This window comes from Cupriavidus sp. IK-TO18, assembly GCF_015549295.1.
Classification (GTDB): Bacteria; Pseudomonadota; Gammaproteobacteria; order Burkholderiales; family Burkholderiaceae; genus Cupriavidus; species Cupriavidus oxalaticus_A.
In genome coordinates this window covers 179,097-199,482 of record NZ_JADGMP010000035.1, presented here as the reverse complement: position 1 = coordinate 199,482, position 20,386 = coordinate 179,097, and the positions used below count along the sequence as shown (strand labels likewise).

Annotated in this window: 20 protein-coding genes; 9 read left to right on the top strand and 11 right to left on the bottom strand. The window is 67.3% G+C overall.

What is annotated here, in order from left to right; translation table 11 throughout:
- Window positions 1–16 precede the first annotated feature (16 nt).
- The 3 genes from IPF36_RS27950 (at window position 17) to IPF36_RS34420 (ending at window position 3,563) form a co-directional block, all read left to right on the top strand.
- Entirely contained in the window at window positions 17–1,435 is a 1,419-nt protein-coding gene (locus IPF36_RS27950; protein WP_195431553.1) for an FAD-binding oxidoreductase, read from the top strand.
- 292 nt (window positions 1,436–1,727) lie between these two features.
- Entirely contained in the window at window positions 1,728–2,963 is a 1,236-nt protein-coding gene (locus tag IPF36_RS27945; protein ID WP_195431645.1) for a DUF2252 family protein, read from the top strand.
- A 222-nt stretch (window positions 2,964–3,185) separates the two neighbouring features.
- Complete coding sequence (locus IPF36_RS34420; RefSeq protein ID WP_205751607.1) at window positions 3,186–3,563, top strand: hypothetical protein; 378 nt, start codon at window positions 3,186–3,188, stop codon at window positions 3,561–3,563.
- Between the two features lie 170 nt (window positions 3,564–3,733).
- Here the strand turns inward: IPF36_RS34420 and IPF36_RS27935 are convergent, their stop codons facing one another.
- The 5 genes from IPF36_RS27935 to gtdA form a co-directional block, all read right to left on the bottom strand.
- Window positions 3,734–5,077, bottom strand: coding sequence for an aromatic acid/H+ symport family MFS transporter (locus tag IPF36_RS27935; protein ID WP_195431552.1), 1,344 nt, complete (start codon window positions 5,075–5,077; stop codon window positions 3,734–3,736).
- Between the two features lie 110 nt (window positions 5,078–5,187).
- Complete coding sequence (locus IPF36_RS27930) at window positions 5,188–6,414, bottom strand: 3-hydroxybenzoate 6-monooxygenase (RefSeq protein ID WP_135703782.1); 1,227 nt, start codon at window positions 6,412–6,414, stop codon at window positions 5,188–5,190.
- Window positions 6,415–6,464: 50 nt separating this feature from the next.
- Window positions 6,465–7,106, bottom strand: a complete 642-nt coding sequence (gene maiA, locus IPF36_RS27925) for a maleylacetoacetate isomerase (RefSeq protein ID WP_135703781.1) — start codon at window positions 7,104–7,106, stop codon at window positions 6,465–6,467.
- A gap of 35 nt (window positions 7,107–7,141) precedes the next feature.
- Complete coding sequence (locus tag IPF36_RS27920) at window positions 7,142–7,840, bottom strand: fumarylacetoacetate hydrolase family protein (protein WP_195431551.1); 699 nt, start codon at window positions 7,838–7,840, stop codon at window positions 7,142–7,144.
- Window positions 7,841–7,940: 100 nt separating this feature from the next.
- Window positions 7,941–8,987 carry a gentisate 1,2-dioxygenase gene (gene gtdA / locus IPF36_RS27915; RefSeq protein WP_135703780.1) on the bottom strand — a complete coding sequence of 349 codons (1,047 nt, stop codon included), beginning with the start codon at window positions 8,985–8,987 and terminating at the stop codon, window positions 7,941–7,943.
- A 154-nt stretch (window positions 8,988–9,141) separates the two neighbouring features.
- Between gtdA and IPF36_RS27910 the strand changes: the two genes are divergently transcribed.
- The 3 genes from IPF36_RS27910 (at window position 9,142) to IPF36_RS27900 (ending at window position 11,421) form a co-directional block, all read left to right on the top strand.
- Entirely contained in the window at window positions 9,142–10,083 is a 942-nt protein-coding gene (locus IPF36_RS27910; protein WP_133095228.1) for a LysR family transcriptional regulator, read from the top strand.
- Window positions 10,084–10,218: 135 nt separating this feature from the next.
- Window positions 10,219–10,407 carry a YjfB family protein gene (locus IPF36_RS27905; protein ID WP_195431550.1) on the top strand — a complete coding sequence of 63 codons (189 nt, stop codon included), beginning with the start codon at window positions 10,219–10,221 and terminating at the stop codon, window positions 10,405–10,407.
- Between the two features lie 108 nt (window positions 10,408–10,515).
- Complete coding sequence (locus tag IPF36_RS27900; protein WP_135703779.1) at window positions 10,516–11,421, top strand: YihY/virulence factor BrkB family protein; 906 nt, start codon at window positions 10,516–10,518, stop codon at window positions 11,419–11,421.
- Between the two features lie 38 nt (window positions 11,422–11,459).
- Here the strand turns inward: IPF36_RS27900 and IPF36_RS27895 are convergent, their stop codons facing one another.
- Window positions 11,460–12,200 carry an SDR family oxidoreductase gene (locus IPF36_RS27895; RefSeq protein WP_195431644.1) on the bottom strand — a complete coding sequence of 247 codons (741 nt, stop codon included), beginning with the start codon at window positions 12,198–12,200 and terminating at the stop codon, window positions 11,460–11,462.
- A gap of 133 nt (window positions 12,201–12,333) precedes the next feature.
- Between IPF36_RS27895 and IPF36_RS27890 the strand changes: the two genes are divergently transcribed.
- On the top strand, window positions 12,334–13,233 hold the full coding sequence (locus IPF36_RS27890; protein WP_133095397.1) for a LysR family transcriptional regulator: 900 nt from the start codon (window positions 12,334–12,336) through the stop codon (window positions 13,231–13,233).
- Between the two features lie 29 nt (window positions 13,234–13,262).
- On the opposite strand, the gene IPF36_RS27885 is transcribed toward IPF36_RS27890, so the two are convergent.
- From IPF36_RS27885 to IPF36_RS27870, 4 genes are read right to left on the bottom strand one after another with little or no spacing between them, the layout of a single operon-like run.
- Window positions 13,263–14,216 (bottom strand): GTP-binding protein, encoded by a 954-nt coding sequence (locus IPF36_RS27885; protein ID WP_195431549.1) that lies wholly within the window; start codon window positions 14,214–14,216, stop codon window positions 13,263–13,265.
- A complete protein-coding gene (locus IPF36_RS27880; RefSeq protein WP_195431545.1) occupies window positions 14,213–15,868 on the bottom strand; it encodes an amidohydrolase in 1,656 nt (551 codons plus the stop codon). The genes IPF36_RS27885 and IPF36_RS27880 overlap by 4 nt, the downstream gene beginning before the upstream one ends.
- A 24-nt stretch (window positions 15,869–15,892) precedes the next feature.
- On the bottom strand, window positions 15,893–17,275 hold the full coding sequence (locus IPF36_RS27875) for a sodium:solute symporter (protein WP_195431544.1): 1,383 nt from the start codon (window positions 17,273–17,275) through the stop codon (window positions 15,893–15,895).
- A gap of 12 nt (window positions 17,276–17,287) precedes the next feature.
- Window positions 17,288–17,494: a DUF3311 domain-containing protein gene (locus IPF36_RS27870; protein ID WP_111521179.1), complete on the bottom strand. Its 207-nt coding sequence runs from the start codon at window positions 17,492–17,494 to the stop codon at window positions 17,288–17,290.
- 153 nt (window positions 17,495–17,647) lie between these two features.
- Here IPF36_RS27870 and IPF36_RS27865 point away from each other — a divergent pair, with 153 nt between their 5' ends.
- A complete protein-coding gene (locus IPF36_RS27865; RefSeq protein WP_195431543.1) occupies window positions 17,648–18,583 on the top strand; it encodes a LysR family transcriptional regulator in 936 nt (311 codons plus the stop codon).
- 53 nt (window positions 18,584–18,636) lie between these two features.
- Window positions 18,637–19,674 carry a substrate-binding domain-containing protein gene (locus IPF36_RS27860; protein WP_195431542.1) on the top strand — a complete coding sequence of 346 codons (1,038 nt, stop codon included), beginning with the start codon at window positions 18,637–18,639 and terminating at the stop codon, window positions 19,672–19,674.
- A gap of 4 nt (window positions 19,675–19,678) precedes the next feature.
- On the opposite strand, the gene IPF36_RS27855 is transcribed toward IPF36_RS27860, so the two are convergent.
- Window positions 19,679–20,386 (bottom strand): sulfite exporter TauE/SafE family protein, encoded by a 708-nt coding sequence (locus IPF36_RS27855; protein WP_116319688.1) that lies wholly within the window; start codon window positions 20,384–20,386, stop codon window positions 19,679–19,681.

The window sequence follows — 20,386 nt, the reverse complement described above, 5'->3', positions numbered from 1 at the left end:
AACCGGAAAGACCCCGATGGCACCCGTGCAAGACCCCTCCGCCCTGCTGGCCGAACTGGCCGGCGTCCTCGATCCCGCCGGCCTGCAAATTGGCGATGCCATCGAAACCCGCTTCCGCAAGGACTGGTACGCGCCGCTGGACCCGCAGCCGCCGCTCGCGGTGGCGCGGCCGCGCAGCACGGCCGAGGTGTCGGCGGTGCTGGCCATCTGCAACCGCCACCGGCAGCCGGTGGTGCCGCAAGGTGGGCTGACCGGCCTGGCGGGCGCCGCCACGCCTGCCGGCGGCGAACTGGTGCTGTCGCTCGAGCGCATGCGCGGCGTGGAAGAGATCGATGCGCAGGCCGGCACCATGACCGTGCTGGCCGGCACCACGCTGCAGGCAGCGCAGGATGCCGCGCGCGCGGCGGACTGGCTCTTTCCGGTGGACCTGGGCGCGCGCGGCAGCTGCCAGATCGGCGGCAATATCGCCACCAATGCGGGCGGCAACCGCGTGATCCGCTACGGCATGATGCGCGAGCAGGTGCTCGGGCTGGAGGCGGTGCTGGCCGACGGCACCGTGGTCAGCTCGCTCAACAAGATGCAGAAGAACAACGCCGGCTACGACCTGCGCCAGCTATTTGTCGGCAGCGAAGGCACGCTTGGCGTGATTACGCGCGCCGTGCTGCGCCTGGCACCACTACCGAACTGCACGCAGACCGCCGTGTGCGCGCTGCGCAGCTACGAAGACGTAGTGGCGCTGCTGCGCCATGCGCAACGCCGCCTGTCCGGCCGCGTCTCGGCATTCGAGGCGATGTGGGCCGATTTCTATGAACTGGTGACGACACGCGTGCCCGGCGTGCGCGCGCCGCTGCCGGCAGGCTCGCCGTTCTATGTGCTCGTGGACCTGCAGGGCAACGATGCCGAACAGGATGGCGCGGCCTTCGAATCCATGCTGGAAACGGCGATGGAAGCCGGCCTGATCAGCGACGCCGCGGTGGCCTCCAGCGAGAAGGAGGCCGAGAGCTTCTGGAAGCTGCGCGACGCGGTCGCCGAGTTCCCGGTGATGTGGGCGCCCAATGCCGCCTACGACGTGAGCCTGCCGATCGGCCAGATCGGCCGCTTCGCCGAGAGCCTGCGCCGGGCTGTGCTGGCGCGCTGGCCGCACGCCGAACTGGTCAACTTCGGCCATGTGGGCGACAGCAACCTGCATGTCAGCGTTTATCTTCCCGGCGCGACGGCCGAGGACTTTCCCGAGCATGAGATCAGCGAGGTGCTCTACCCCACGGTGCGCGAGTTCGACGGCAGCATTTCCGCCGAGCATGGCATCGGCACGCACAAGAAGCCATTCCTCGGGCATTCGCGCACACCTGAGGCGCTCGGGTTGATGCGGCTGCTCAAGCGGTCGCTGGATCCGAACCTGATCCTGTGCCCGGGGCGGGTGATTGACGTGGGCTGATAACGAATCAAGCTTGCCACGCACCAGCGTTTCCTGCCGCCATGGCTAAGAGTTCCGGGGAGCTGGGCAGGCGAGACGCGTGGCGCCTTTTCGCTGAGCGAGGCGCCGACGCGAAGGTGAGAGGTTGTCCGACAGACAGATCACCCACGCTCGCCTAGAACACATTTAGGCATCAGGAGATGCCACCATTCATAGCCAGCGTTGTCCGGTGGTCTGCCAGTTGGCGACGATGGTCTCAGAGGACGAAAGCAACGAAGGCAAATTGGGGCCGCGACCGACCGCTCATATATTCATGGGGGCTAAATTGCCAACTTTCGTCCCGCCCAAGACGGCTCGGAGAAGGACAGCCCTTCTCACTTCGAGGCGTCACCGTAAGATGGCCGCCTCAGCGCACGCCTATGTCCGTGGCAGCACCGCACGCTTCTATGAATGGGTGAATGAAACCGCTGCCTCCAACCTGCCCGAGGGCCCTTCTGTCTGGATTTGCGGAGATTGCCACACCGGAAATCTCGGCCCAGTGGCCGCTGCTGACGGCAAAGTGGAGATCCAGATCCGCGATCTCGACCAGACTGTCATTGGCAATCCCATCCATGACGTGCTGAGACTGGCTTTGTCTCTCGCCACGGCGGCGCGCGGCTCCGATCTGCCGGGCATCACCATACTGCAGATGATGGAGGCGCTGGCCGAGGGCTATGAGAGTGCCTTCGGCCCTGGTGCGCAGCGCCAGGACATTAGCGAAATGCCCCCTTCGCTCAAGGTTACGGTAAGAAAAGCCTTGCACCGGACATCGCAGCAACTTGCCCGGGAGCGAATCCGGGATACCACTCCGGAAATACCGCTAGGCAGGCGATTCTGGCCCCTTGGCAGTGCGGAGCGCAAGGCACTGAAGGCGTTGTTTGAGCAAAGCAAGCTGGCCGCGCTGGCCACGTGCCTGAAAAGTCGTCTCAATGGATGCGACGTGTCTGTCCTGGACGCCGCCTACTGGGTGAAAGGCTGCAGTTCCCTTGGACGGCTGCGATATGCCGTATTGCTGGACGTCGACGGTGAGATGCTTGATGGGGACGATCTGTGCCTTATAGATATAAAGGAAGGCGTTTCAGCCGCCGCGCCTCGGGTCAGAAATGCAGAGATGCCTCGCGACAACGCTGAACGTGTTGTTGCCGGCGCCGTTCATCTTTCGCCATTCCTTGGTACACGCATGTGCCCGGCACGGCTCCTGGAACGTTCGGTCGTTGTACGGGAGCTATTGCCTCAGGACCTGAAGCTCGACATGGAGCAGCTCGCACGCCGGGAGGCCATGGAAATCTCGCGTTATCTGGGCGCGGTCGTTGGAAAGGCCCACGCACGCCAGCTAGGGGCAGACGACAGGCGTGCGTGGCGAAAAGCGATGCATTCCGCCCGGTCGCGATCCACGAATATTCCGAACTGGCTGTGGAAGAGTGTGATTGAGCTGCTGGCAATTCATCAGATCGCCTATCTGGAACATTGCCGCCGGCATGCGAAAAGTTGTCTGCGGTCTTGGCCTTGAGTTCCGCTACTGTTGCTGCGGATCGCTATTTCGGCTGGGTCGCTGCGATCCGGCCAGGATCGAAGATTGAGGACGAGGGGAAAAATGAACGCTTGGCTGTTGGCCGTGAGTCTGATTTGCCTCGCTGCATGTGACCACCGGCCCGCTGATCCAGCGCGATCCAGCGCAACAGGCTCCGCAGCATCAGCGGCGGCAGCGTCAGCCGAGGCACGTTCCCCTGCTGTGCTTGACTGGAATAAGTTCAAAGCCAAGGCTGGATTTGAAAAGGCCACTCCCGAAGAGCAAGTTCTTATCTGGGAAACTTACCGAGACCAGTTCTTGCCAGCCATTGCGGCCGACCAAGGCGTGGCCGTCGCTGAAATGAAACGCCGGTTCGACACTCACGTGCCCCGCCCGACGCAGGCCGAAGCCGGCGGTGAAAGTTTCTCAGGTTCCCGCTGCGCGCAGGACTGCTCTGGGCATGAAGCCGGCTACTACTGGGCGGCGGACAACGATATCTCAGATCCCAACGACTGCACCGGCGACTCCCAAACCTTTGTTGAGGGCTGCCAGGAGTATGTGGAGGAGCGCCGGGAGTCCAGCAGCAAGTCCGGGAATTGAATGCGCGTCTGCCAGCATCTGCTGGCGCGGCTGGAACCCCTGCCGTCATTGGCATCGGCACGAACTAACCATGCACAAGCACGCTTCCTTTCGCCGGCGACGAGGTCTGCAATGCCACAGTCCGTCCCGCCAGACATGCCCCGACACTATATTTAAGGACAGCAGCCAGGTCAGACCGCCAGCTTCCTCTCCGCCGCCCTTTCCCGCCTGACCACCCCCAGCGAGAACATCGACATCCCTGCCACCAGCGCCGGCACCCCGACCAGCACGAACAGCGCCGGCATCCCCAGCCCCATAGACAACATCGTCGCGCCGCCCACGGAACCCACCACGGAGCCAATGCGCCCGACCCCGTTGGCCCAGCTCACACCGGTCGCGCGGCAATCCGTCGGATAGAAACTGGCCGACAGCGCATTGGCACCCACCTGCGACCCGGAGATGCAGAACCCCGCCAGGAACACCGCAATGCCCGCGGCAACCGGCTCGGACGCAAAGCTGCCCACCGCCGCGATGCACACCGCTGCCAGCGAATAGCTGGAAGCGAGCACATAGTGCGGATTGATCCGGTCCATCAGCCAGCCCAGCGCGATCGCGCCCACGGTGCCGCCGACCTGGAACATGGTAGTGACCAGTGCCGCGGTGCGCAGCGAATGCCCGGTGCCGCGCAGCAGCGTCGGCAGCCAGCTCGACAGCAGGTAGATCACCAGCAGGCTCATGAAGAACGTCAGCCAGAACAGCAGCGTGCCGCGCAGCAGCTCGGGGCGGAACAGGTGCCGCACCGGCGAGGTGGTGGCGCGCTGCTCGCTGATTGCGAAGGTGGCGCTGCGCAGGTCTTCAAGCGGGGCGATCTTCTGCAGCGTGGCGACGATGCGCTCGCGCGACTTGCCGGTCATCACCAGGTAGCGCACCGATTCCGGCAGCATCCAGACCAGCGCCACCGCCAGCAGCAGCGGCAGCACGCCGCCGGCGACCAGCACCGAGCGCCAGCCGAAGGCGTCGATCAGCCCGGCCGAGGCCAGGCCGCCGAAGGCGGAGCCCAGCGTGAAGCCGCAGAACATGGTGGTGACCAGGAAGGAGCGGCGTTTGTCCGGGCAGAACTCGGAGGTCAGCGTGATCGCGTTGGGCATGGCGCCACCGAGGCCAAGCCCGGTCAGGAAACGCAGCAGCACCAGCGTCCACAGGTCTTGCGACCACGCCGAAGCCAGGCTGGCCGCGCCGAAGAACAGCACCGACAGCACCAGCACGCCCTTGCGGCCGAACCGATCGGCGAGCGGACCGAACAGGAAAGCGCCGGCCATCAGGCCGCCCAGCCCGGCGCCGAACAGCGGCGCGAGCTGTGCCGGCGTCAGCTGCCATTCCGCGCGGATGGCGGGCGCGATAAAGCCGATCGCGGCGGTATCGAAGCCGTCGACGGCAACGATCAGGAAGCACAGTACGACGATGGTCACCTGGAACGCCGACAGCGGCTGGCGGTCGATGAACGCGGTGACGTTGAGCGGTTGGCTGGCAGGCATGGTGTCTCCTCCTTGTTGCCAGATTCAGGGCGAGAGAGGGCCGGCGGCTTCGTCGGCGGCCAGCTCGCTATCAGGGTTTTCAGCGCGGAAAGAAGGCCGCGTTCAGTGCTTTACAGCCAGGGTGTGGGGCTCAGGCATTTGTCGGCGCGCCAGCCGTGCAGCCATTGCAGCGCGTCGTAGAACTGCGCCTGCGTACGGCCCGTCCACAGGCTGTTGCGCACCAGGCGGTCGACGCCCTTGGCGTGGTAGACGCGGCCCATGTCGCGCGCGGCATAGAGCACGCGCGCGGTGCGCGGGATGCGGGCCTGCTCGTATAACTTGAAGGCCCCGGCGTAATCGCCATCCGCGGCTTTCACCGCGGCGCCCAGCGTCACGGCATCTTCCAGCGCCTGGCAGGCGCCCTGCGCCACGTACTGCGTCATCGGATGCGCGGCATCGCCAAGGATGGTGGCGCGGCCGAAGCTCCAGCGCTCGACCGGGTCGCGGTCGGCGGTGGCCCAGCGCTTCCATGAAGTCGGGCGGTCCAGCATCTGGTGCGGCAGCGGGTGGATGCCCTCGAAGTACGACAGCACTTCTTCCTTGCTGCCGTCGCGCACGCCCCAGCTTTCCTGTTCGCGGCTGTGGAAGGTCACCACCAGGTTGTATTGCTGGCCGCCGCGCAGCGGGTAGTGCACCAGGTGGCAGTGCGGGCCGGCCCACACCACCGGGGCGTTGACCTGCAGGTCCTGCGGCATGTTGGCCACGTCGACCACCGCGCGGTAGACCACGTGCCCGGTCACGCGCGCCTCGTCGCCGATCAGTGCCTGGCGGATCGCGGACTTGACGCCGTCGCAGCCGATCACCGCGTCGCCGCGGTGGTGCTCGCCATGCTGGTCGATCACGGTGACGCCGTGATCGTCCTGCAGCAGTTGCTCGACCCGCGTGCTGGTGCGGAAGGTGATCAGCGGGTGGTCCTGCACCGCTTCCAGGATCGACAGGTGGATGTCGGCGCGATGGATCACCGCATACGGGTTGCCGAAGCGCTCGCGGTACGCCTGTCCGACATCGACCTGCGCGATGACGCTGGTGTCGATGGCGTCGCGCAGGCTGAGGTAGTCGGTAAAGACCGCGCGGCCGCGCGCGGCCTCGCCCACGCCGAGCGCATCGAGCGCGGCGAAGGCGTTGGCGGCCAGCTGGATGCCGGCGCCGATCTCGCCGATCTGCTCGGCCTGCTCCAGCAGTTCGATGCGGATGCCCTGGCGTGCCAGCGCCAGCGCCGCGGCCAGGCCGCCGATGCCGCCGCCGATGATGAGGACCTTGCCGGTCGCGTTATTGGTCGCGTTGAGGGTGCTGCTCATGTCTGTCTCCTGGCCTGCGCCGCTGGCGTTAGGCGGTGCTTAGGCGGTGCTTAGGCGGTGTAATCGGGCTGGCGCGCGGGCGCGGCCTGGGCAAAGGCGGGATGGACGCTGGCATGGGCGTAGACGGCCATCGCGCGCTCGTAGCGGCCGAGGTCGCAGCCCATGCGCAGCGCGTTGGCCACCTGCGGCACCAGCGAGACGTCGGCCAGTGTGGGCGCATCGCCGAAACACCAGCTGCCGTGGCCGTGGCGTGCCAGCAGCCGCTCGACGCCGGCCATGCCTTCGTCGATCCAGTGGCGGTACCAGGCGTCCTTCTGCCCGGGCGTGACCTTCAGCGTGTCCTGCAGGTAGCGCAGCACGCGCAGGTTGTTGACCGGGTGGATATCGCAGCCGATCAGCATCGACAGCTCCAGCACGCGTGCGCGTTGCCCAGGATCCTGAGGCAGCAGGCGCGGCTCGGGATGGCGCGCGTCCAGGTAGTCGATGATCGCGAACGACTGGCCCAGCGTGAATTCGCCATCGACCAACGCGGGCACGGAAGCGGACGGGTTGATACCATCGACATACTCCGCCTCACAGTGCTGGCCGGCGCGGATATTGACGCCGAGGTAGTCGTACGGCAGGCCCTTGAGGGCCAGCGCGATGCGTACGCGATAGGACGTCGAGCTGTTGAAGAAACTGTAGAGCTGCATGATCGGATTGCCTGTGTGCTGTGCGTGGCGTGAAGTCAGACCACGCGCACGGTCAATTCGCCCAGCCCGTCGACGCCGGTGACCATGGTGTCGCCGGCCTTGACCGCGCCCACGCCTTCGGGCGTGCCGGTGAAGATGACGTCGCCCGGTTCCAGGCGGAAGAATTGCGACAGGTAGGCCACGGTCTCGGCCACCGACCAGATCAGGTGGGCGACGGTGCTGCGCTGTTTGGTCTCGCCGTTGACCGTCAGCCACAGGCCGGCCTGCTGCGGGTGGCCGATGTCGCTGGCGCGGTGGATCGGGCCGACCGGCGCCGAGGCGTCGAAGGCCTTGCCGATTTCCCACGGGCGGCCCATCTCGCGCATCTTCATCTGCAGGTCGCGGCGGGTCATGTCGAGGCCGACGGCGTAGCCCCACACGTGCTCGAGCGCCTGCTCGACGGGGATATCCGAGCCGCCCTTGCCGATCACGGCCACCAGCTCGGCCTCGTAGTGATAGTTCTGCGTCTGCGCGGGGTAGGGCAGGTCGAGCGTGGTGCCGGCCTGCACCGGGACGATGGCGTCGGCCGGCTTGCAGAAGAAGAACGGCGGCTCGCGGTCGGGATCGAAGCCCATTTCGCGGGCGTGGGCGGCATAGTTGCGGCCCACGCAGTAGACGCGGCGCACGGCGAACTGGTCATCGCTGCCGGCAACGGGGATGGCAACGGTGGCGGGGGGCGTGAAGACGTAGGACATGTTCAAGGCTTCCAGGGATCTGTCGGGTGAGCGCCGGCACGGCGGTGCCGGACGGCACCGCGCGCGGCGGCATTGGTCAGGGTAGTCGGGGTGGTCGGGTTCAGGTGCGCGATTCGCGCAGCAGGTTCAGCGCGGACAGCACCGGCCGGTCGGAATAGCTGAACAGCACGGCGTCTTCCAGCGCGCCGAGCTGCACCGGCGCCCACGACGGCGCCACGAACACGTCGCGCGGCTCGAACTGGAACTGCGCATCGCCGATGCGCACCGTGCCGCGCCCTTCCACCACGCTGTACACGGTGGCGTCGGTGCTGCGGTAGGTCTTGCCCTGGAAGCCCGCGGGCAGGTATTGCATGAAGGTGGCGATGGTCGGCATCGGCCAGCCGCCGGTGGCCGGGTTGACATAGCGCAGCTTGACGCCGTCCCAGGGATCGAGTTCGCCGTTGCGGTAGAGCTGGTCCAGCGCTTCGCGCGAACGGGCATACGGGTAGCTGAAGACAGGCGAAGTGGGATCGGTCACGCGGTGCCGCACCGGCACCATGTTGTGGCCGAAGCGGGCAAAGCTGTCGCCTTCGGCGCGGGTCACGGGCTGCTGCGACTCGGGGTAGTTCTCGGCAAAGCCGGCGTCGAACTGCTGCACCAGCGGAATGTCCAGGCCATCGAGCCACACTACCGGCTCGCCGCCGTCTTCCACGCTGGGGTTGCCATGGTCATGCCAGGTCCACGACGGCGTGATGATGAAATCGCCGGGATGCATGGTGGTGCGCTCGCCGTTGACGGCGGTCCAGGCGCCCTTGCCTTCGACGATAAAGCGAAGCGCCGACTGCGTATGGCGGTGGCTGGGGGCAATCTCGCCCGGCAGGATCAGCTGCAGGCCCGCGTAGAGCGTGGAGGTGATGCCGGACTTGCCGGGGATGCCAGGGTTCTCCAGCACCAGCACGCGGCGCACCGCTTCCTCGGCGCTGATGACGCCGCCGGCCTGCATTACCAGCGGGCGGATCTGCGCGTACTTCCAGATGGCGGGGACGATCTGCGGGCGCGGCTGCGGCGGCACCAGGGCGTGCAGCGACTCCCACAGCGGGGTCATGTGGCTGCGGCCGATTTCTTCGTAGTAGGCCACGCGGGCCGGGTCTGGGGTGTGCTCGGACATGCTGTCTCCGTAACTTGTGCTCGGGTATGTTCGGGAGCGCTTTTGGGTGCCTGTTTGAGTGCGCACCGTCTTGTTGTCGTTATACGCCCGGCCCTATAAGATTTGAAATGAAGTTTTAATCTTATCGATACGATTTTACGTATAGGTCACACCGATGGATTGGACCCAGAGACTGCGCCTGCGCAACCTGCAGATGCTGCTGAGCCTGGCCGAGACCGGCAACATGAGCCAGTCAGCCGCCATGCTGAACACCACCCAGCCCGGGCTTTCCAAGTGGCTGAAAGACCTGGAGGACGATATCGGCCTGCCGCTGTTCGAGCGCCAGGCGCGCGGGCTGCGGCCCACGCCATATGGCGAGTCGCTGATCGAGCACGCGCGCCGGATCGAGGCCCAGCTGGATACCGCCCGCGACGACCTGCAAGCCATGCGCGACGGCGGCAGCGGGCTGGTGGTGGTGGGCACGTCCGGGGCCTCGGCGGCAGACACGGTGCCGCTGGCCGCGCTGCAATTGCTGCAGCAGATGCCGCGCGCCAGCGTGCGGCTGCTGGAAACCACCATGGACCGGCTGATGGGGCAGCTCGCGCGCAGCGAGCTGGACATCGTCGTGGGCCGTTCGGCGCCGGAGTTGCAGGATGCGCAGATGCGGACCGAATCGCTCTACATGGAGCCCATCCACTTCGTCGCCCGGCCACGGCACCCCCTGCTGCAGGGCGGCAAGGTGGCGTGGGAAGACCTGTACCGCCACCGCTGGGTGGTCTGGCCGCGCGGCACGCCGATCCGCAATGCGCTGGAAGGCGCGCTCGCCAGCGCCGGGCGCGCGCTGCCGGCGGACTGCGTCGAGAGCAATTCCACCGTGCTGAACCTGACCCTGTTCAACAACAGCGACATGGTCGGGCTGGCTTCGCACCGCACCGCGCGCCGGCTGGAAGAACTGGGCGCGCTGCGCATCGTGCCGCTACGGCTGGCGGGGTTCGGCTCGGTGTCGATGTACTGGCGCGCGGATGGCGAGTCGCGCGCGGCGGTGGCGGCGATGCTGGACTGCCTGCGGCGGGCGGCGGGGGCACAGCAGGTGCCGGCGGAGGCGCCGCTGGCGTAGGGGCGATAACCCATGGATAACCCATAGGAATGTCGCCCGTGCCCGCGGCGCTCAAGGTTGGGCGGCCGCGGCCGTCATTGGGTGTTGGCGGTCATCCCGCCGTCTCTCCCCACCTTCGCCAAGGAAACCCTCTTCATGGAAATCTCCAACGTTACCGCCGGCCTGGCTGGCGATCCGGGCGCCGATCCGGTCAGCCTGCTGATGCTGCGCAAGTCGCTGGACATGCAGGCACAAGGCGTGACTGCACTGCTGCAGGCCATGCCCCAGCCGGTCGCGGCCAGCAACCCGCCGCATCTGGGCCAGACGATCGACATCAAGGTCTGATTCCGCGCGGCGCAAGCCGGCGCGGCGCGGGCGCCGCCGGCACCGCGGGCCGGGCACTCGGGCGCCCGCCGACGCATAATGTCGGCACCTGCTCTCTCGGTGCCCGCCATGCAGCTTCTCGACGCCCGCGTCCGCGACCTGCTCCGTCATCCGGGGCGCTTCATGTGGCGCACGCTGGTCCAGTTTCGTGCCAACCAGGGCCTGTTGCTGGCCGGGGCGGTGGCCTACTACGCGTTGCTGTCGATCGTGCCGTTGCTGATCCTGATGGTGATCGCGCTGTCGCATGTGATCGACCCGCAGCTGTTGCTGTCGACGCTGGCACGCTACCTCGAGTGGGTCGTGCCCGGACAGTCCCGCGCGCTGGTGCCCGAGCTGGCGTCGTTCCTGCGCACCCGCGCCACGGTCGGCTGGGTCTTGCTCGGCACGATGCTGTTCTTCAGTTCGCTGGCGTTCACCGTGCTGGAAAACGCCATGTCGGTGATCTTCGTCCATCGCGTCGCGATCCGGCGCCGGCATTTCCTGATCTCGGCGGTGCTGCCTTACTGCTATATCGCGGTGCTGAGCCTGGGGCTGCTGCTGGTGACGGTCGTCTCGGGCGGGCTGATCGCCATCGGCGAACGGCATGTGGAAGTACTGGGCCATGAATGGTCGCTCGACCGGCTTTCCACCACGCTCCTTTACCTGCTCGGTTTCCTGGGCGAGATCCTGATGCTGACGTCGATCTACATGGTGATGCCGGTCGGCCGGCTGTCCCTGCGGCATGCGCTGTGCGGCGCGGTGCTTGCCGCGGTGCTGTGGGAGATCTCGCGCCATGCGCTGGTGTGGTACTTCACCACGCTGTCGCAGGTGGGGCGGGTCTACGGCTCGCTGACCACGGCGATCGTGGTGCTGCTGAGCCTGGAGATCGCGGCGACGCTGCTGTTGCTCGGCGCGCAGGTGATCGCGGAATTCGAGCGCAGCGGCTGGGAGCGGCCGCCTGCTTCGGATGCTCCCACCGGCGAGTTCCATACCTGACGTGCGCCACGAGGATTGCAGGGGTGCGGCGCGGCGGCTTATGCGAATCCCCCATTTGCGCGCAGCACCTGCCCGTTGATCCAGCCACCATCCTCGCCAGCAAGGAACGATACGACGCGACCGATATCCTCGGGCGTACCGAGCCGTTCGAGCGGAGCGAGCCGCGCGATCTGGTCGATCTGCTGCGCACTCTTGCCATCGAGAAACAGCTCGGTGGCCACCGGCCCCGGCGCCACGGCATTGACGGTGATACCGCGCCCGCGCAGCTCGTTGGCCAGTACGCGGACCAGCCCCTCCACGCCGGCCTTGGACGCAATGTACGGCCCATAGCTCGGGAATGACTTCGCGATGACGCTGGTCGACACCGCAATGATCCGTCCTCCCGCGCCGACGTTTTCGGCCGCCTGAGCCAGTACCAGGAACGTGCCGCGCAGGTTGGTCGCAATGACCTTGTCAAAGTCGGCCAGGCTGCCGGGCGCGATCGGTGCCAGCGGCATCACGCCGGCGCAGTTGGCGACCACGTCGATGCCGCCGAATGCCGCCTTGGTCTGCGCAAAAAGACGGGCCACATCATCGGGGCTTCCGACATCGCCCTGAATCGCGATGGCCCGGCCGCCGGCCGCTTCGATCGCCGCGACGGTGTCCCGGGCGTGCGCCACATGGCCGGCATAGCCGACCGCAACGGCAAAGCCGTCGGCCGCGAGACGCAAAGCCACGGCCCTGCCTATGCCGCGCGATCCGCCGGTGACAAGGGCCGCTTTGGTGGGGTTCGTAGTCAGGGTGTTCATGGGAAGGCTCCAGGAGGGACAAGGCGACATGCCGTTGGAGCCAATTGTGGTTGTTCGCCCCTGCCAGATAAATGGTGCAAAATCGCCAAATCAATTCAACCAGCCTCAACAATAGCCACATCCCGTGGACCGCTTCGATTCCCTGCAACTGTTCACCCGCATTGTCGAATTGGGCAGTTTCAGCCACGCTGCGGCGGCTCTCGATATGCCGCGCGCCACCGCCACCCATGCCATCAAGGCGCTCGAGACGCGGCTCGGGGTCCGGTTGCTCGAACGCACGACGCGGCAGGTCAGGCCGACGCTCGACGGCCAGGCGTTCTACGAGCGCTGCGTCCACCTGCTGGCTGAACTCGACGACGCCGAGTCGGCTCTGCAGCATGTGGCGGCGAATCCGCGTGGCGTCTTGCGTGTCGACATGCACGGTACCCACGCCACGCAGATCGTGCTGGCGCGCATCGACGAATTCCGCGCACGCTATCCGCGCATCGATCTGGTGGTATCCGGCGGCGACCGTCTGGTGGATCTTGTACGGGAAGGCGTCGATTGCGTCATCCGCGCGGGTACGCCACGAGACTCTTCACTGATTGCGCGGCGCCTGGCGCTCATGCCGCAGGTCGTGTGCGCCAGTCCGGCGTACCTGAAGGCGTTTGGCACCCCGCAACATCCCGACCAGCTCTCCCGGCACGAAGTCGTGAAATTCTTCTCGCGTAGCGGCGCGCCCGGCTATCCGGTGGAGCTGCACGTCAATGGGCAACTCCAGTCGTATTCACTGGCCGGATGGATGTCCGTCAACGATGCCGAGAACTATGTCGTGGCCGCCTTGCGCGGCTGCGGGCTGATCCAGGTGCCGCGTTTCCACGTCGACGACGCCTTGCGCGAAGGGCGGCTCGTGGAGGTCCTGAGCGACTGGCCCAGCCCGGACCTGCCGGTGTCGGCACTGTATCCGCATCACAGGCAACTGTCTCCGCGCGTGCGTGTGTTCGTCGACTGGCTGGTGGCTCTTTATGCGGAGACGTTTGGATAGTGTGAGTTCCATGCCTGACGCCTTCTGTCTCAGGCCAGTGCAGACTCCATGCTGGCGGAAATGGCATCCGCTCCCGCGGCATCGAAGGCGCCGATGAAGACCAGCGCGAATTCACCGAATTCGCCAGCATCGCCGTGCGGCATGGACCGCATCCGCATCCTGCCCCCGACCACGTGAACCTCGTGCAACCGCGGATCGGCCGCCAGCCTGACCAGGCCCTTCGCGCGCAGCAGGCGCACGGGCAGACTCAACAGCGCCTGGCGTAGCCGCGCCTTGTCGAAGCTGCGGCCGGTCTGGTAGGCGAAGCTGCGGATGCCGGCATGTGGCGCGGGCCGGGGCCAGCCGGCGTGCGCCTGCAGCACGCCGGTGCTAGCCGGCGTCGTCATGGCTGCGTCGACAAAGACTGACAAAGGCAGGTCGCCATCGCAGGCTTCCAGCACCGTGGCGCGCGGCGCAAGCGTACTGATGGTCCCGACCGTTGCCGCTGCACTGCCGGCAGCGCACAGGTCGGTCTTGGTCAGCGCCACCACCGATGCGCCCGCGATCTGCTGCCGCACCATCTCGCCGACCAGCGGGTCGCGCAGGCTGTCATGCACGGCGGCGGCATCCACCGCCACCAGCACCGCGTTGAGCCGGAACGCCGGATCGAGCAGGCCGATCTGTGCGATGCGCTGCGGGTCCGACACACCGCTGGCCTCGATCACCAGCAGGTCGGGCCGCACGTCGCGGTCGGCGATTGCCAGCAAGGCCTCAGCCAGCCGGCCACCGATGGAACAGCACACGCAACCATTCTCCAGTTGGATCACATCGTCGCTGCGCGTTCGGATCAGCGCGGCGTCGATATTGATCTCGCCGAAGTCGTTCACCAGCACGGCAATGCGCAGCCCTTGCGCATTGGCCAGCAACCGGTTCAGCAGCGTGGTCTTGCCCGCGCCCAGGTAGCCGCCGACGACGACCAGCGGGATCGGAGGCCGGGCGTTCATCGCGCAGGCGCCTGGAACACGCGGCCGCCCAACACCGTGCCCCACACGGCCACATCCTTGAGTTGCGCAGGATCCACGGTGGCGGGATCGTCCTCCAGCACGGCAAAGTCGGCCAGCTTGCCAGGCGCGATGCTGCCGATGCGATGGTCGAGCCCGAGCGTGTAGGCCGCGCCCATCGTGACCGCATGGAGTGCGTCCGCCACCGTCAGCCGCTCGGCCTCGCCCATGTCGCGGCCCGAGGCGCTATGGCGCTGCACCGCACACCAGGCGGTGAAGAGCGGGTTCAAAGGCGTGATCGGCGCATCGGAATGGATCGCGAACGGAATGCCGAGGCGCCGCGCGGTGCCCGCAGGGTTCATGCGCGCACCGCGCTCCGGGCCCACGGTCTGCGTGGCATGGGCATCGCCCCAGTAGTACAGGTGGTTGGCGAAGAAGTTGATGCACAGCCCCAGGCGCTTCGCCCGCGCCAGCTGCGCCGCATCGGCAAGCTGGCAGTGCTGCAGCGTATGGCGATGGTCGGCGCGCGGATGGCGCGACAGCAGCGCTTCCAAGGTGTCGAGCACGACCTCGGTGGCTTCGTCGCCGTTGGTATGGATGTGCAGCGGCAGCCCGGCCAGGTGGAACGGCGCGAACGCGTCCAGCAGCTGCTCGGGCGGGATCAGCCACAGGCCGTTGGGCTGGCCGCCGGCGTAGCCGGGTGCGCGCAGCCGCGCGGTAAAGCCCTGGATCGAGCCATCGACGATGAACTTGACCGGGCCGAAGTGGAGCTTGTCGGAGCCGGCGGCGGCGGCCTGCTGAACGCGTGCCGGCCCGCCCCGCGCGTCGCGCTGCGGCGCGAACGCGGGCACGATGCGCAGCGGAAAGCCGTCATCCGACGTCACCGCATGCAGCGTTTCCAGGCCCCTGGCCGAGAGCTCGTTGACCAGGTCTGTCGCCGTGGTCACGCCGGCCAGTTGCGCCACACGCCCGAAGCGGCGCACCGCCTCCGCGTCCTCCGCCGCAGCCAGCGACAGGCCGCGCCCGATCACGCGCTGCACCGGGAACATCGCCGCGAACTCCTGCAGCTCGCCGGTGGGCTTGCCGCCCGCGTCCTTGTGCACGCCGTCGATGTCGGTGTCTTCATCGATGCCGGCCAATGCCAGCATCGCCGAATTGACATTCATCAGGTGCACGCTGGCATGCATCACCACGACTGGCCGCGTCGCCGATATGCGATCCAGCTCGCGCACCGACAGCCGCGCGGTGCCGAAGTAGATGGGATCGAAACCCCACGCCAGCAGCGGCGTGTCGGGGTCTTGCAGCCTGCCGGCGGCATCGGCGAGGCGTTCGATGACTTCGTCCAGCGTGCGCAGCCCACGCCAAAGCCTGCCATCGGGATCGCGGCGGTCGAAGTAGCCGACATAGACCGCGTCCCACATCGCGCCTTCCATCAGGTGGCAGTGGCCTTCGATCATGCCGGGCATCAGTACCTTGTCGCGGAAAGTGTCGAGCACCACCGCGTCAGGCCATGGCGTCATCTCCGCCGCGCCGCCGACCGCAAGGATCTGCCCGTCGCGTACCGCGACATGGGTCGCTTCCGGCTGAGCCACTTCCATCGTGAGGATCTTGCGCGCGACGAATACCTGCGTGCGCGCCGTGTCGTTGTGGGTCATCACTGGTTGCATGAGTCGTAAGGATCAGGCCGGCTGCACGCGCGCCAGGCGCGGCGTATAGTTCGCCACCACGGTCACCAGCAGGTTGACCGCAAGGCTGACCAGGCCGAGGTTGATGCCGCCGAAATCGGCCTGCTGCGCGTACAGCGCGATCGCCAGCCCCTGCCCGCTAAGGATCCCGAGCGCAATCGCCATCGGCCGCACCTTCAGCGAGAACAGGATCACGATGACGCCGGGGAAGAACTGCGTCACGCCGTAGTAGGTGGTGTTGATCAGCGTCAGCATCAGGTTGGGCGTGGCCAGCGTCATCGCGATCGACAGCACCAGGTACACCACGATCACTACTTTGGCGCCCTGTTTCTGGCGCTGCTCGGGCATGCCCGGCAGCAGGTTGCGCGTAACGATCGGGCCAATCGCCAGGCAGATGCCGGCCAGCACCAGCAGCCCCGACAGCGCGGCGCCGGCCGTCACCAGCCCGAGCAGCCAGTCCGGCAGCAGTCGCACCGCCGCCGCGAAGAAGGCTTCATTGGGCGAGGCCAGCTGCAGGTTCTGGCTGATCGCGTAGTACGACGCGAGCACCAGGAACGGGTACATCAGCATGTACAGCGGCATCGCCACCTGCGTGCGGCGGATGGTGTTGGCGCTCTTGGCGGTGAAGAAGTTCTGCACCGCGAACGGCATCACGTAGAAGCCCAGCGCCTGGAACAGCATGGTGCTCATCGAGAAACGCAGCTGCGTGTCGTTCATCTGGTTGCTGACCTGCAGGCTGGCGGCATGGAAGACATCGCCCACGCCGGCCTTCCAGCCGACCGCAACGCCGGTGGCGACGATCGCCACCACCATCAGGATGTCTTTCAGGATGGCGATGTAGGCCGACGCACGCACGCCGGAGATGGCGATATAGGTGAAGGCCAGCGCCGCCGAGATCAGCACCAGGTATACGGGATCGAACTCCCAGCCCAGCCCCTTGAGCGCCGCCACCAGACCGGTGAACTGCAGCTGGCCCCACGGCAGCAGGAACAGGATGGAAGATCCGGCGACCATCAGCTCGAGCGCGCGGCTGCCGTAGTGGCCCTTGAACAGGTCAGGCAGCGTGATCGCGTTGTAGCGCGCGCCGGCTTGCCAGATCTTCGGCCCGAGGAAATAGCCGAGCGGGTAAGCCAGCAGGATGTACCCGAGGAACCAGACGCCATACGTCGGGCCCTTGGCATAGATGCCGCCGGGAAAGCCCACCATGGTGCCGATGCTGTAGATCTCGCCGGCCGCCAGGAAGAACACCAGGTAGGCGCCGAACTGCCGCGAGGCGACGAAGAAGTCATGCACGCTCTGTGCGCCGTGGCCCTGCTTCGAGCGGATGGCGAGATAGAGCGAGAAGACTATAAAGCCGAGGAATACCGCTGTGGTCATCGCTGCTCTCCCTCACGCTTCATGGGCCGCGTCGGCGGCATGGCGGTCGTACAGCAGCCAGCACGCTAGCATGCAGCCCGACGTCAGCACGAACCAGGCGAAGATCCAGGCATAGATAAAGGGCACGCCGAGCACGAAGCGCTCGACGGTCGCTACCCAGGGCAGCAGCCCGATGACGCCGATGTATGGCAGGCCGAGGCCGATAAACAGCTTGAGCATGATGTCTCCGGTTTCCGATGGACGGTGGATGGCGGGCGCCGTGTGTGCTGTCACCGGCCCGCTCTTGTGTTCCGGTCATCATAGGGAGCGCCGATGTATGATTCAAATGCAAATATCGAACCGCTCCCATAACCAACACGCATGGGATTCCGCATGGACACCCAGAAACTTCTGCACCTGCTCGCCATCGTCGAGCACGGCACCTTCTCCGAAGCCGCACGCGCCGTCCACCTGACCCAGCCGGCGCTGAGCCGCAGCATCCGCGCGCTGGAGCACGAGCTGAAGGCGCCGCTGTTCGACCGCGGCGCTCGGCGCGCGCGCCTGACCGTGTTCGGCGAACTGGTGGCCGACCGCGCGCGCCGGATGCGGCTGGAGGAACGCCAGCTGCGCCGCGACCTGGAGCTGCTGCGCGGGGGCGAGGAAGGCTCGCTGACGATCGGCGTGGCGCCCGCGCCTGCCGCGTTGCTGCTAACGCCGTTCCTGATACACATGGCGCAGGCGCACCCGCGCATCAAGGTGCGCACCGAAACCGGCGCCACCAGCGCGCTGCTCGACGCGCTGCGGCGCGAGACCATCGACGCCATCGTCGGCGACGCTTATGTACTGCGCGCCGCCGACGATGTCGACATTGAACCTCTGGGCGAGTTGCCAGCCGGCCTCGTGTGCCGCGCCGGCCATCCGATCCTGCGCAAGCGCCGCATCGATATCGAGGCGATCCGGGCCTACCCGGTGGCGACCACCACGCTCAGCACCATCGTCAGCCGCCAGCTGGCCGAGCTATGGGGGCCCGAGGCCGCGCCCGACAAGCTCTTCACCCTGCACTGCGACAACCTCGACATGCTGCGCAGCGTGACGCTGGCCACCGATACGCTGCTGTTCGGCGTGCTGTCGATCACGCGGCAGGAACGCGCCGCGGGCCTGATGGCGGAAGTGCCGATGCCCCCCGACCCGCGCCGCTGCGGCCGCTACGGCATCGCGCGCATGGCCGCGCGCTCGCTGTCGCCGGCGCTGGAGACGCTTTACGCCTTCACGCGCGAGCACTGGAAGGAATTGTCGTCGGCGCCGGCCAGGCAGGGCGCGCGCCGCTGACCTGCCCGTCACCGCTGATGTATGCTCCCGCTGATTCCCAGCTCAAACCCGGCATGACCGATTCCACGCCAGACCGCCCCCGCCGCCTCACCATCCACGACGTCGCCCGCGCCGCCGGCGTGTCGCTGACCACGGTCTCGCACGCGCTGAACGACCGCGGCGTGCTGGATCCCGCCACGCGCGCGCGGGTCAAGCGCATCGCGGCGGAACTGGGCTACCGGCCCAGCGTGCGCGCGCAGCGGCTGCAGTCGGGGCGTGCCAACTGCATCGCGCTGCTCTCGTCGATGCCGTTCGCGGTGGCGGGCGGGACGTCGCGGCTGGGCTTCATGATGGAAGTGGCGGCGATCGCGGCGGAAGCGGCGATGGGACGCGGGCTCGGCGTGGTGCTGGTGCCGCCGCTGGAAGGCGCCAGCGGATTGCTCGATACGCTCGATATCGACGGCGCCATCGTGATCGAGCCGATTGCCGCCGATCCGCATATCGCGCGGCTGCGCGAGCGCGGCGTCAGCATCGTCTCGATCGGGCGGGAGCCGCTGACCGATACGCCGGTGCCTTGCGTCGACCTGCAATCGGCCGAAACCGCGCGCCTGCTGCTGGAACACCTGCACGGCCGCGGCCGCCGCCATATCGGCCTGATGATCGGCGCCGCGCCGCGGCAGTCATATGTGGAGACCGAGCGCGCCTATCGCGAGTTCACGCAGGCCGCCGGCCTGCCCTGCCATATCGTCAAGGCGCCCGAGGAACGCGGCGAAGCCGGCGGTGCCGATGCCTGCGCGCAGCTGCTGGCGCAGATGCCGCAGCTCGATGCGCTGTGCGCGCCGGTGGATGCGTTCGCGGTGGGCGCGATGGCCCACCTGCAAAGCCTGGGCAAGCGCGTGCCCGACGACGTGCTGGTGGCCACGCGCTACGACGGCATCCGCGCCCGCGGCGCGCAGCCGCCGCTCACCGCGGTCAACCTGCACCTGGAAAGGGTGGCGTCGCTGGCGGTCGAGCTGTTGTTTGCCCACCTGTCCGGCGACCGCAGCCGCACGGTGATTGCCGGGCCCGCTCCGGAACTGGTGGTGCGGGCCTCGTCGACGCCAGCCGCCTAGCCGCTCAGCCGCGCAGCAGCACCACCGCGCCCGAGACCAGCGCGAACACCAGCACGCCGATGCGCAGCATGCGCTGGTTGATGCGCCGGTGCACCAGGTGGCTGGCCACCATGCCCACGCCCAGTACCGGCAGCAGGCCAGCGGCGTAGAACACCTGCTCCATGCCGAGCTTGCCGCTCAGCGCCAGCACCACCAGTGAAATCACCTCCCCCACCAGGAAGCACAGCGCCACGGTCGCGCGCAGCGTTGCCACGGGCGCGTGCTGGTAGGCCAGCGCCAGCGGCGGCCCGCCCACGCCGGTTGCGGTCTCGGTCACGCCGGTGATCAGCCCGGTCGAGGCAAAGGTCAGCCGCCCAGGCGTAAAGGCCGGCGCCAGCAGCGATGCCAGCGCGGCGGCGATGGTGCTGCCGCCGACCAGCGCGTTGAGCCACGCCATCGGCATCGCCACCAGCACCCACAAGCCGCCGAAGGTGCCCGCCAGCCGCCCGGCGCTGATCCAGCCCGCGCCGCGCAGGTCGATGGCATGGCGCTCGCGCCAGGCCACGTAGGCGTTGAGCGGCAGCATCGCCAGCAGCAATGCCCCGGGCAGCATCGCCGGCGCGGCCAGCGCCAGCACCGGCACCACGATCAGCGCGAAACCCATGCCGGTCGCGCCCTGGATCAGCGCGCCGGTGAAGACCGCCACGCCGACGCTGAACCACGTCATGTCCAT